Source organism: Rothia sp. HC945 (assembly GCF_051370785.1).
Lineage (GTDB): Bacteria > Actinomycetota > Actinomycetes > Actinomycetales > Micrococcaceae > Rothia.
In genome coordinates this window covers 343,648-356,228 of the sequence record NZ_JBFCSN010000001.1, presented here as the reverse complement: position 1 = coordinate 356,228, position 12,581 = coordinate 343,648, and the positions used below count along the sequence as shown (strand labels likewise).

11 protein-coding genes are annotated in these 12,581 nt (G+C 64.6%); 3 read left to right on the top strand and 8 right to left on the bottom strand.

All coding sequences use genetic code 11. From position 1 onward, the window contains the following. Nucleotides 1–14 precede the first annotated feature (14 nt). From AB0Y14_RS01490 to AB0Y14_RS01455, 8 genes are all read right to left on the bottom strand, one after another. On the bottom strand, nt 15–476 hold the full coding sequence (locus AB0Y14_RS01490) for a hypothetical protein (protein ID WP_436587532.1): 462 nt from the start codon (nt 474–476) through the stop codon (nt 15–17). Beyond that, the gene (locus AB0Y14_RS01485; RefSeq protein ID WP_436587531.1) at nt 473–910 is read right to left on the bottom strand and encodes a DUF948 domain-containing protein; all 438 of its coding nucleotides are present in this window, start codon (nt 908–910) and stop codon (nt 473–475) included. The genes AB0Y14_RS01490 and AB0Y14_RS01485 overlap by 4 nt, the downstream gene beginning before the upstream one ends. Before the next feature lie 163 nt (nt 911–1,073). Further along, nucleotides 1,074–1,715 carry a 30S ribosomal protein S4 gene (rpsD, locus tag AB0Y14_RS01480; protein ID WP_436587530.1) on the bottom strand — a complete coding sequence of 214 codons (642 nt, stop codon included), beginning with the start codon at nt 1,713–1,715 and terminating at the stop codon, nt 1,074–1,076. Between the two features lie 285 nt (nt 1,716–2,000). Continuing rightward, nucleotides 2,001–2,528: a hypothetical protein gene (locus tag AB0Y14_RS01475; protein WP_436587529.1), complete on the bottom strand. Its 528-nt coding sequence runs from the start codon at nt 2,526–2,528 to the stop codon at nt 2,001–2,003. Nucleotides 2,529–3,201: 673 nt separating this feature from the next. Further along, nucleotides 3,202–4,590 carry a replication-associated recombination protein A gene (locus AB0Y14_RS01470; protein WP_436587528.1) on the bottom strand — a complete coding sequence of 463 codons (1,389 nt, stop codon included), beginning with the start codon at nt 4,588–4,590 and terminating at the stop codon, nt 3,202–3,204. Nucleotides 4,591–4,622: 32 nt separating this feature from the next. Continuing rightward, nucleotides 4,623–5,060: a D-aminoacyl-tRNA deacylase gene (dtd, locus tag AB0Y14_RS01465; protein ID WP_436587527.1), complete on the bottom strand. Its 438-nt coding sequence runs from the start codon at nt 5,058–5,060 to the stop codon at nt 4,623–4,625. Nucleotides 5,061–5,251: 191 nt separating this feature from the next. Next, nucleotides 5,252–5,647 carry a DoxX family protein gene (locus tag AB0Y14_RS01460; RefSeq protein ID WP_436587526.1) on the bottom strand — a complete coding sequence of 132 codons (396 nt, stop codon included), beginning with the start codon at nt 5,645–5,647 and terminating at the stop codon, nt 5,252–5,254. A 114-nt stretch (nt 5,648–5,761) separates the two neighbouring features. After that, a complete protein-coding gene (locus tag AB0Y14_RS01455; protein ID WP_436587525.1) occupies nt 5,762–7,162 on the bottom strand; it encodes a sugar porter family MFS transporter in 1,401 nt (466 codons plus the stop codon). A gap of 349 nt (nt 7,163–7,511) precedes the next feature. On the opposite strand from AB0Y14_RS01455, the gene AB0Y14_RS01450 reads away from it, so the two are divergent. The 3 genes from AB0Y14_RS01450 to AB0Y14_RS01440 all read left to right on the top strand — a co-directional run bounded on the left by AB0Y14_RS01450 (nt 7,512) and on the right by AB0Y14_RS01440 (nt 12,546). After that, nucleotides 7,512–9,167 (top strand): fucose isomerase, encoded by a 1,656-nt coding sequence (locus AB0Y14_RS01450; protein ID WP_436587524.1) that lies wholly within the window; start codon nt 7,512–7,514, stop codon nt 9,165–9,167. Nucleotides 9,168–9,289: 122 nt separating this feature from the next. Next, a complete protein-coding gene (locus tag AB0Y14_RS01445) occupies nt 9,290–10,294 on the top strand; it encodes a LacI family DNA-binding transcriptional regulator (protein WP_436587523.1) in 1,005 nt (334 codons plus the stop codon). Between the two features lie 1,130 nt (nt 10,295–11,424). Continuing rightward, nucleotides 11,425–12,546 (top strand): glycoside hydrolase family 172 protein, encoded by a 1,122-nt coding sequence (locus tag AB0Y14_RS01440; RefSeq protein WP_436588792.1) that lies wholly within the window; start codon nt 11,425–11,427, stop codon nt 12,544–12,546. Nucleotides 12,547–12,581: the final 35 nt, after the last annotated feature.

Genomic DNA, 12,581 nt, shown 5'->3' with positions numbered 1-12,581 from the left:
GCCGAAGCGTGGCGCTACTGGCCGTCCCTGGGGTCTTTGCCGGATCCCAGGAAAAAGTCGGGTGGGAGTTCTTCGAAGGACTCCGAATCCCGGGCCGATGCCTGTGGTTCGGTGACTTCCGCGTCCACGGGGCGGCTTTCGAGGGGCTTGTCCCAGGTGTCGAGGGAACCGGGACGAATGTCATTCTTCTGGTTCGCGTACTTCTGGGTGAGTTCTTCTTCCCGTTCGGCCATGCCCTGTTTGACGGTTGCCGTGAATTTGAGGGCCTTGAGCGCGCCCTGACGGACCGGTGTCATAGCGCCGGAGAACCAGATCTTGCTGACGGTTCCGTTGCCCTCGCCCCTTTTCTCGACCTGCATGGGGTCCCTCACCACTAGTTCCTGTGCGGTCTGGACGATCTGCCCGCCTCGCTTGGAGGCGACGTATCCGGCCGCCGCCCCAGCGAGCAGCAAACCTGCTTTGGACCACCAGCTCATCGACCCTCTCCCGTCTCTGAAGTCGGGCGGGTCCCGGTTGCCGTGCCGGCGTCCGGCCGCTGACCCTGTTGCCCGTCCTGTTTGCCGTCGCTCTCGGTGCGGAAGGCTTTGCGGACGCCGTAGGAGAACGAGGCGACCTTGATCAGGGGCTGACCGACGGTCGAGGCGACGAGGCTGGAGAGAGCGGACACGTTGGCCGAGGCGTCCGAGACGTTGTCGGTGATGCCGTCCACCTTGGCGAGCTGCGAGTTGGTGGTGGTGACGGTTCTGGTGACTTCGTCGATGAGCGGACCGGTTCCGGCGTTGATCTGCCGGACGGTCTCACGGATTTCGTCGAAGACCTTGCCGAGTTTGATGATCGGCATAGCGAGGAGGGCCACGAGGACCGCGAATACCCCGGCCGCGATGAGCCCTGCGATTGCTCCGCCCGTCATGAATGCACCGTCTCCTCTGGTGGAATCGATTGAGTCCCGACGGTCGCTGGCTGCTTTTGCCGGGACGAATGACAGTTTACGGCATGGTGCTGTCATTCATTGCCCTATTAAAGCGGCGATGGCCCGGGCATTTGCCCGGGCCATCGGAGCAAGGCTGGACGCCTTAGGACATGCGCGAGTAGTACTCGACAACCAGCTGTTCCTCGCACGTGACGGGAATCTCGCTGCGCTGGGGCTTGCGCTCCAGCTTGGCGTGCAGCTTGTCGATCTCGACATTCAGGTACGCCGGGGTGTCCGGGAGGACGTCCTGGTTGGCGCCGGTGGCGGCAACCTGGAACGGGTCCATCTTCTCGGACTTCGGGTGCACGTGAATCAGCTGGCCTTCCTTCACACGGAAGGAGGGGCGGTCCACGCGGGCGCCGTCGACCATGATGTGACGGTGCACGACCATCTGGCGGGCCTGGGCGATCGTGCGGGCGAAGCCCGCGCGGAGGACCAGTGCGTCCAGACGCGACTCGAGGATCTGGAGCAGGATTTCACCAGTCCGGCCCTCGGTGCGCTTGGCTTCCTGATATGCGCGGAGCATCTGGGTCTCACGGATGTTGTACTGCGCGCGAAGACGCTGCTTCTCGCGCAGACGAACGGCGTAGTCGGAGTCGGCCTTCTTACGGGCACGGCCGTGCTGGCCGGGGCCGTAGGGGCGACGCTCGAAGTACTTCTCGGCCTTCGGAGTCAGCGGGATTCCGAGAGCACGAGACTTGCGCACCAGATTACGGGCGCGCTTGCTCTTGGTGGTAGTTGCCACGTTGTGCCTTTCATGCGGTTGATCGTCTGGCGCGGTGGCCCACGATCATTTGTTCTGGTGTAACTGGCCTCCATGATTCCGTGCACGGTTCGCACGGTGGAGAGCTTCGGGTCAGCCGCAACCCTCGCTACAACTACCCCGGTGATCACCCGCAGGTGCGTTTTGGGGAGCTTGCCAGCCAACGAGCCAGTCTAGCCGAAAGACCACGCACGGGCCAGAATGCATGGAGGCGGGTGCGTCACACTCTCCACGCAACGCACCCAGCCTCATGAACCCGAGGGAAAGTCACTGACCGTGCAGGACGAGGCGAGGATTAAGCATCCTCGCGTTAGACGCCAAGAGCCCCGTCGCCCCCTTCCACATCTCGAATTTAAAGTCGAAGGTGCAAACGTGGTCGCCATTATCTTTCCAGCCAAACTCCAGAGGAACGGTGACCGTGGCTCCGGTCCAATCCAACTGGATAGACCCCGCCGAGTCGGTCCACTGAATGTTCCAGCCCACGGGGACTCCTTGCCTGGCACCCCAGATCGCGCGACCACCGACCGATATGCGGCCGGTGAATTTTTTCCCGCCTGCCTTGGGCAGCACAACCGTGGGCCTGGGTATCCAGTGCCCCATGCTGCCGCCAGCGTAGCCCCGGATCGTGAACGTCTGAGCCTTCGGCCAACATGTCGCCTGCATGGTTATATGGAACCCGGTGTTCATATTCGTCGCGGCGCCGTATCTCGTACCGTAGTCCCGGAGTCCATCGAAGGTGTCAAAGGCCTGCAGGACGCGGGCGCAGTCGCCTGTTTGGGCTTCCTCCTCGCTCAAGCATCTGCCACCAGACGGCGGAGGTGACGAGGGCCCCGATGCCGCGAAGGCCGGCACGGTAGCGGACGCGGCCGCCAGAGGGACCGACCATGCTGCACCCTTGGCAAGGGTGCGGCGAGACAAATTCTGTTGTGTCATGGGGTGCTTTCATATCGGGCGGACGGGACGTCCGGCAGGTCTACGAGGGCATCCCCGGGTGGACAAAAAGGAATCCACCCGGAAACTCACTCGGTAGTTTAGGTGCCATTTTTTCCCTTGCCGAGTGAAATATTGCACACGAAGACAATAATTCGTTCGTTTAACTAATTGATGATTCGTTCTATTAGCACGTATACCGTCACTCTGAATCTTCAAATTAATAAATCTAGACACGCCGAAACGACCCACGGAGTCCACTTCATGGACACCACTTCGGGAGGCTCACCATCCCCACGTGGCCCTACCCTGCCGGCGTCAGTGAGCCGGTCCGGAACAGGATCCCGACTCTCATCCCGTCCGGCCAACCCTCCCCTAGACCAAATCCACCACAAAAAGTTTTGGAATGAGATACATCCAGAGGGAAGACATGGGGAATCACAGGGACCGACTGACGATCAAAGAGTCGCCCAACCTCGAGCAGAGGGGGCACCCATAGGTTTCTCCTCGCGATTCAGCATCGACTCGCGTCAGGAGACTACTTGATCCCGAAAGTCCCCAGAATCCTGCGAATAATCCCCAGCCGCTGCCGGAGGGGCTTCTCCGAGCCGTACTCCGTGGGTCGGTAGTACTCTCGCCCGACCAGCTCGTCCGGCGCATACTGTTGGGCGGCCACGGCATGGGACACGCTGTGCGGATACACATACCCCTTGCCGTGCCCGTGCTGGAGGGCGCCCGGATAGTGGGCGTCCCGAAGGTGCGGCGGAACCAGCCCGGCCTTCCCTGAGCGAACATCGCCCATGGCCTCATCGATCGCGGTGATGACGGCGTTGGACTTCGGAGCCGTGGCCAAATGGATCACGGCCTGGGCGAGGTTGATTCTGGCTTCGGGAAGACCAATAAGCTGGACAGCCTGGGCCGCCGCCACCGCCGTCTGCAACGCCGTCGGATCGGCCATCCCGATATCCTCGCTCGCATGGACCACGAGCCTTCTGGCGATGAACCTCGGGTCCTCCCCGGCCTCAATCATGCGCGCCAGGTAGTGCAGGGCAGCGTCGACGTCTGAGCCTCTGATCGACTTGATGAACGCCGAGATCACGTCGTAGTGCTGGTCGCCGCCCTTGTCATACCGGAGGGCCGCCTTGTCGAGCGCCTCTTCCGTATGCTTCTCGGTGATCTCGACGGCGCCAGACCGGTCCGTGGCCTCACCGTACGCGACGGCGGCCGCCGCCTCGAGAGCGGTCAGAGCCCGGCGCGCGTCTCCCCCGCACAGCTCGATCAGGTGGAGTCGGGCCGCGTCGGACAGGGACACCTGATCGCGCAGCCCTCTCTCCTCGTGCACCGCACGATCCAGGAGGTCCCCGATCGCCGCATTGTCCAGGGGCTTCAACGTGACCAGGATCGAGCGCGAAAGCAGCGGCGAAATAACCGAGAAGGACGGATTCTCGGTCGTGGCCGCGACCAGCACGACCCATCGGTTTTCGACGCCCGGCAACAGCGCATCCTGCTGGGCCTTGGTGAACCGATGGATCTCGTCCATGAACAGGACGGTGGTGATTCCCCGAATGTCGCGGTCGTTCAACGCCTGATCCATGACGGCACGGACATCCTTGACGCCCGCGGTCACAGCAGAGAGTTCAACGAACTTGCGGGAGGACCCCCTCGCGATCACGTGCGCGATCGTCGTCTTCCCGGTCCCCGGAGGCCCCCACAGAATGACGGACGAGGGTCCCGCCGGGCCGGCCTCCTGCCCGGCCAGAACCCGCAAAGGGGACCCCGGTTTGAGGACATGCTCCTGGCCCACGATTTCGTCGACCGTGCGCGGACGCATTCTCACGGCCAAAGGACTCCGGGGGCCGGACGAGCGGCCACGCGCAGACTCCTCAGGGGAGGATTCGTCGTCGCTGTCGAAAAGAGATTGGGTCACGCACTCAGCCTATCGGAGGGGTCGGCGGCACGTCAGAGCAACTCGGCGCTGTCCAGGACGACCGTGAACGGGCCATCGTTGACGAGCTCGACCTTCATCTCGGCGCCGAAACGACCCGTCTCGACCGTGGCGCCCAGACCACGGAGGGCCGAAACGTACTGGTCGAACAGTGGTTCGGACACCGGCCCCGGCGCCGCCTTGGACCACGAAGGCCGCCGTCCCTTTTTGGCGTCGCCGTACAAGGTGAACTGGCTGACGGCCAGGATCGGTGCCTGCTCGTCCGCACAAGACCTCTCCCCGTCCAGAAGACGCAGATTCCAGGTCTTGTCCGCGAGTTTGGCGATTTCGGCGTCGCCATCCTCATGGGTGATGCCGACCAGCGCCACCAGCCCCGGCTCGCTGATCCGGCCGACGACCTCGCCCGAGACCGTCACCTGTGCACGTTCGACTCTCTGAAGGATCACACGCATGGGGCCAGTCTAGACAACGCCTCGTCCGGGAGCGGCTCAATCGAGATCCACCAGGGCGCCCCCGCCGACGATCGCACTCGTGAGCAACAGCCACTTCTTCGTCGGCGATCTCTCGACGCTTCGGCGTGATCGATCAATTCTTGGGCACGGGCTCCCACGGCCGCGAGGTTCTCCGCTGGAAACACCCGCGGTCAGGCGCCGACGAGGCCGGGGACCGAGAGAGCGCCCGGGCCCAGCACCACGATGACCGCCGCCAGCGTCAGTAGAAGGATGTCGTATTCCGGTCCGCCCTGGGTCGCCCAGTACGGGCTGTGCCAGGCCATGACGTGCAGGCTCGTCGTGATGAGCATCAGGACCACCACGCCCAGTCCTGCCCATTGCGCCAGCACGCCCGTCGCGAAGGCCACGGCGGCCGCGAGTTCTGCAACGGTGACGAACCAGGCCACCGGCACAGCCAGACCGTCGGCCTTCGCGAACGCCGGAACGTCCTTCGCCTTGACCAAGAACTCCCGGACGAAGGCCACGGTGAGCACCGCGCGCACCAGGAGAAGAACGACGGAGACGAGGGCGGGCGAGACGACGAACATGATCAACGACCCCTTTCGCCACGAGCAACTCCCGTGGCCCGAGTGGTCCGGTCCCTGGGACGGTCCGGTGCCGCCATGCTACGCCCATCCGCCCTGGACAGGGCAGGGGTCGCGTCAGGACCTTCCGAGTCGGAAGTCCTCTTCGAGCTCTTCCAGGCTCCTGTCCTTCGTTTCGGGGACCCAACGCATCACGATCGGCACGATCACGATGCCGATCACCGCGAAGGCCAGCATGATCGGTCCCGCTCCCACGGCGGACTGGAGCACAGGGAACGACTGCGATACCGCGAAAGCGGCGAGCCAGTTGAACAGCGTCGCGATCCCCATCGCGAAGCCTCGGATGCGCAGCGGGAAGATCTCGGCCAGAATGACCCACAGGACCGGCCCCCACGTTGCGGAAAAGACGTTCGTGAACAGGACGAAGGCCAGAATGGTGACCACGACCTGCACCACCGAACCGGGCTCGCCGAAGATCGTGACGAGGCCGATTGCGGCCGTGCTCACGATCAAACCGGCGACACCGGTCAGGAGCAACGGCTTGCGCCCGCGTCGATCCACGATCTTCATCTGTACGACCACGGCAATAGTGGCGGTGTTCAGAATCCCGTTGAGGAAGGAGAACAGCAGGGACTGAGTGGGGGTCAGACCCAGGTCCGTGAGCACGCTCGGCGAGTAGTAGACCACCGCGTTGATGCCGGTCACCTGTTGGAACACGGCCAGGAGGACACCAATGACCAACAGCTTGGCGACCCAGCCCTCGCTCCATCGGCCCGATGCTTTTCCGCTGCCGGTGCCATCCGGCCCCTTGTCGGGCCGGTCCTCCATGTCCTTTGCGGCCACCGCGCTGATCTCCGCGTATTCCGCGTCCGCCTCTGCGGGGTCGTTGCGGATCGTGCGCAACACCTCGTGTGCCCTCTCGGGGTAGCCTCGCCGCGTCAGCGAGCGAGGCGTATCCGGCATGAACAGCATTCCGAGCAACAGAACCAACGCCGGGAAGACCCCTATCAGGAGCATCCAGCGCCAGGATCCGCTGAAGGACAGCACGAACCCGACGCCACCGGCGACGCCCGTGCCAACCACGATGAGGTACTGGTTCATTGAGGTGGCGATCCCCCGGCGACTGGCCGGCGCCATTTCCGCCAGATAGAGCGGCACCACCACGGACGAAATACCGATTCCCAGACCCAGGACGAGTCGGGATACGACCAGAACCTCCGCCGTCGGCGCGGCCCCGGCCCCAGCGGCCCCAATGACGAAGACGACCGCGGCCACCAAGAGCATGCGCTGCCGTCCGATCCTGTCCGCAAGGGGTCCGCTGGAGATGGACCCCACCATGGCTCCGATGACGGCGGAACTCACGACGAGCCCTTCGACCAACGGCGTCAGCGGAAGTTCGTCCGGCACGAAGAGAATGGCGGCGGCAACGATGCCGTTGTCGTATCCGAACAGGAGCGCCCCCAGTGCGCCCAGCACAAAGACTGTTTTCGTGGTGATCAGGCGATGGTTTTGTCGCACGGTGGACGCCTTTCTCGGTGGTCCGGTGCCGACGTCGGCTCGATGCGGGATCCGGACTCTTGTGGGACGCGAGGTGAGTAATCGATTTATTGCCTGCGGCACACCATAGTTGAGGGATCGTGGTCCAACAAGACCTGGATCACATTTTCCGACCTCATCCCCCCTCCCTGCCCCTCGGGCCTTTCACCATGTTTTTCCCGGCATTCGAGGCGTCGCCGGCGTCTCGGGATCCCCGGTGAGTATTGACATCACATACCTCCGCTCGTACGGTTTCGGTCAGTAATCGTTTTCCCGCGGGAGGCGAATCACGATGCGGCGACCCGTATCGACGAGCTTCGAAGGAGATGCCATGACTGACCCTGCACCCACGACCTACCGGTTCCCACCGCAGGCGCCCAACCCGGAGGCGCCCGAGCAGACGGTCATCCTGATTCCCAGCGGTGACCTGCGGGAAAGCGCGAACACGGCGAGTTGGACGGCTCAGCAGGAGCTGGAACGGCTCATCACGGACGCCGTCGAATCCACCGGGTGGTCGGTACAGCGCGGATTCGAGCCCGACCAGGAGCGGGGCCACGGCTTCATTCGGTCCCAGAGAATGGGGATCGACGTCTTCCGTGAAATCCCTCGCGATGCGCCGCTCATCGTGGCGACCGCCAATTGGCAGTACAGCCACCACGTTCTCGCCGGCCTCCGCACGCACCGCGGCCCCATCCTGACGGTGGCCAACTTCGCTCCCGAGTGGCCCGGACTGGTGGGCCTGCTCAACCTCAACGGAAGCCTCACCAAGATGGGCCGGGAGTACTCGACCCTCTGGACCGTGGACGGCTCCGATGACTGGTTCAGGGACGGCGTTCGGGAATGGCTCTCCACCGGAACGGTCACCCAGGATGCCTCCCATGTTCGCGACCTTCCTGCCTTGCGCGACACCGAGGAGAAACGTCTCGGCGAGGCCCTCGGCGACCAACTGCTGACCGACAAGGCCATCATCGGCGTGTTCGACGAGGGATGCATGGGCATGTACAACGCGATCATCGACGACGAGCTGCTCAACCCCATCGGCGTCTACAAGGAACGCCTTTCGCAGTCCGCGCTGGTCGCCGAGATGGGCCCCGTGTCCGACGAGGAGGCCGACGCCGTCGGCCGGTGGCTCGAAGACGCCGGCATGACGTTCCGGCTCGGTGAGGACGAGGCCACGGAACTCACCCCGAAGCAACTTCGTGCCCAGTACAAGATGTACATCGCGGCGATGCGAATCTCCGACGACTTCGGGCTCGACGCCGTCGGAATCCAGTATCAGCAAGGACTCAAGGACACCTGCCCCGCCTCCGATCTGGTCGAGGGGCTGCTCAACAACGAGTACCGGCCTCCGGTGACCAGCCGGGACGGCTCGCGCGTCCTGTGGGACGGTGAGGCTCTGCCGAACTTCAACGAGGTGGACGAAGGCGTGGCCGTGGACGCCTTGGTCACCAACCGGGTCTGGACCGCGATGGGCATGGATCCGGCCACGACCCTCCACGACGTCCGCTGGGGCGAAGAATTCGCCGGCACATACGTCTGGGTCTACGAGATTTCCGGTTCGGTCCCGGCCTCCCACCTGCCCGGCGGCTACGAAGGTGCGGAAGGCTGGCGACAGGACCCGGTCTTCTTCCCCGCGGGAGGATCGACGATCAACGGAGTCTCGAAGCCCGGCGAGATCGTCTGGTCCCGGGTCTACATCCAGGATGGTGCCCTGCACGCCGACATCGGCCGGGGCAGCGTCGTCGAACTCCCGGACGAGGAGACCCAACGCCGCAAGGAAGCGACCAACCCCGAGTGGCCGGTCGCGAACGTCGTTCTGCACGGGGTCGGCCGCAACCAGTTCATGGCCCGCCACAAGGCGAATCACGTGCAAATCGTTTACGGTGACGACGCCGACTCGGCCGACCGCGCCCTGACCGCGAAGGCCGCGCTGTTCTCCCGCATCGGCGTGACCGTGCACGTGTGCGGCGACGTCCGGATCGCCTGACCACGGGCGGGTGCGGCGGCAACGCCTGCGCTTCCAGTAAGCTGGCAGAAGTCCGTGTGACGCGGGAGGCCATCACGCGGCCTCCCGCGTCCCGCACCCCATCACAACCCCTCGGAGGATCCATGCCCCGGTCCGAACCGACAGTCCGCGACGTCGCAGAACGTGCGGGAGTTTCGTCGGCGACGGTCTCGCGGGTCATGAACGACGCCCCCAACGTGGACAAGCAACTCGCGCGTCGCGTCCGGGAGGCCGTGAAAGCCACGGGATACGTGCCCAACGCGGCCGGCCGGTCCCTGCGGGCTCGCAGCAGTTCACAGATCGCCGTGCTCATCCCGGACGCCGACAACCCGTACTTTTCGCAGGTGGTCAGCGAGGTAGAACCTGCCGCCCGAAGCGCCGGCTACTCCGTGATGCTGTGCCACACGGGCAATGAGCCGGATCAAGAACAGACATACCTCGACCAGATCGTCGCCCGCCGCATGGCCGGTGTAATCGCGATTCCCTCCGACGAGAGCTGGTCCGGCCTGACGCCCCTCACGGAGGCCAACATCCCGGTGGTTCTGGTCGACCGCCGCCTGCCCGACGTCGAGGTCGACCGCATAGCCACGGACAACATGGACGCCGGCCGACAAGCCGCAGTCCACCTTCGCGACCAGGGATTCCGCAGGCCAGCGTGCATCACGGGTCCGGAGACCCTCACGACCACAGAAGACAGGCTGCTGGGCTTTTCTCACGCATGGTCGACCTCCGCCGGTGGCGCGCCGGCCCTCTACCGCGGGGATCTGCACTTCGATTCGGGCTACACCGCGATGACGGACATTCTGAACGACGGCGACTTCGATTGCGTGTTCGTGACCAACAACCGCATGTCGGCGGGCGCATTCCAAGCCATCCGCGGACTCCCCAACCCGCCCGCGCTCCTTGCGACCGACGACGACATCTGGACTCGCCTGGTCACCCCCTCGGTCTCCGTGATCCAACAGCCCATCCGTGACACGGGACGGCTGGCCGCGCAGATGCTCATCAACCGCATCGCGGCACCGAACGAGATGCCCCGGACTACCCTGCTGAGTTCGAAGGTCATCAAGCGGGAATCCACGGCGGGAGGACCTCCCCCTCGGGGGTGACGTCGGGTCCGGGGCTGGGGCCGGCGTCGGGTTTTTGGGGCTGGTGGCGGGTTTTTTGGGGCCGGCGTCGGGTGCGGGCCGGCGTCGGGTGACGGGTGCCGGGCGCGGTCTGGGCGCGAGGCCGGCGTCGAAAGCGTGGCAGGGGCTGGGCCTGAGCCCGGCGATTGATGTCTTGGTTCGACGCTTCTCCTACTGGCCCCCTTCTTGCTCGGCCTGGCATCCATGCCGTTGGTCCCAGACCTGGTTGGGTCCGGCCTTTCTGCTTGTCAAGAGGTGCCCCACTCTCAGCGCTGGGAGCCGATACCGAGCGACGTCGAACGCTCTTCGCCGCCTGCGGCCTCCTCATATCGCCCGTGGCCCCAGGTATCGCCCATGACCCCCGGGCAACTTCCGTCGTTGGGTGGGGGGTGCCCGATTCGGTGTCGGTTTCCGGCGTTTATTTCGCGTTTTTGCCCCGTGGTTCACGCGCGTTGGGTGGGGGTTGCCCGAACTGGTGGCAGTTTCCGGAGTTTAACCCGCGTTTTTGCCCCGTGGTTCACGCGCGTTGGGCGGGGGTTGCCCGAACTGGTGGCAGTTTCCGGAGTTAGGAGGGGGCTAAAGCACCACCTAACGTCGGGAATCGCCTCGCAATCGGGCAACCCCCTCCCAGCGGTGGCCCTTCACATAGCCGACAACGGCTGTGCCACCGCGCACCATGGCACCCGACCACCGCTCCCAGCTGCCTCGCGGAGCACAAACCCGTCACCACCGGACGGCAAGCGGCTCGAGGTGGCAACGGCGTGCGTTTGAGGGTCTGGCCGGCCCACGAGGTGGCAGGTTCGTGCGGTTTCGGTAGCAAAACCGCACGGGAGTGCCACCTCGGCAGGCCCGACCACTCGGCAGCCCGACCGCCCGACCACTCAGCAGCCCAGCCACTCGGCAGGCCGACCACCCGACCACCCGCTGCCCGCACCACCCACGACGTTCCCACCACCCGCGCCGCCCGTAAGTAAACGATTTCCCCCACCAGGAAAACCACGCACCCACGACACCGAATATTCCTATTGACACCCCAGCTTGCCGCCCGTAGCGTGTCGGTAATCGATTACTCAGATGATGTTCCCCGTCACAAGGAAGTGTGGTGAACCGTGATGGCCGCAGATCTCGCCGGCATCTCTCGCCTCCGCAATGTTTCGACCCGTTCGATCAGTCCCGAAAACTTCGACGGCGCCCCCGGAGGCGGAGGCCGCGCCACGGAAGGGACCGGCGTCGCGGCCGCGCGGGACCTGGGCCACGGGTGGAAGATTTCGCCCAGCGTCGACATCGCCCCAGGTGAGACGTTCGACCTCGCCAATATCCGAGAACCCGGACGCATCACCCACGTGTGGATCACCACCCACACCGACTATTGGCGCACACTGCTCCTGCGCGCCTTCTGGGACGGCGCGTCCGAACCTGCCGTCGAGGTCCCGTACGGAGACTTCTTCTGCAACGGGTGGGGCGAATTCTCCCAAGTCAGCTCGCAACCGATCGCCGCCAACCCGCAGGGAGGCTTCAACTCCTACTGGCCCATGCCCTTCAAGGAATCGGCCCGGTTGACGCTCGAGAACACCTCCGAGGTCGTCGCTACGGTCTACTTCCAGATCACCTACGAAATCGGTGGCGACTACAGCGACGAAGCCTACTTCCACGCCCAATGGCGTCGCAGCAACCCGCTGCCCGACAAGACGACCCACACGATCCTGGACGGCATTCAGGGATCCGGACACTACGCGGGCACATACATCGCCTGGGGCAGCAATTCCAGCGGCTGGTGGGGCGAGGGCGAGATCAAGTTCTACCTCGACGGCGACGACGCCTACCCCACCATCTGCGGCACCGGTACGGAGGACTATTTCGGCGGCGCCTGGAACTTCGACGTACCCGGCCACGGATACCAAGAGTTCTCGACCCCCTATCTCGGGATGCCCCAGGTGATTCGACCCGACGGACTCTACGCAAGTCAGCAGCGCTTCGGCCTGTACCGCTGGCACCTCCCGGACCCGATCCGTTTCCACGAGAACCTGTCGATCGATATCCAGGCCCTCGGATGGCGCAGCGGCTGGCGCTACCTCCCGCTCCATGACGACATCGCCTCGACCGCCGTCTTCTATTTGGACCGCCCCACGGCGTCGCGACCGACGACGCCGGGCTTCGACGACATGGAAGTCCACATCGGCAAAGAACCGGTTCCCGACCTCGGGGCAACTCCCCCACGAGAACCCCGCAGCTGAACATTTCGACCATCAGAATCAGCCCGTCCCTCGGC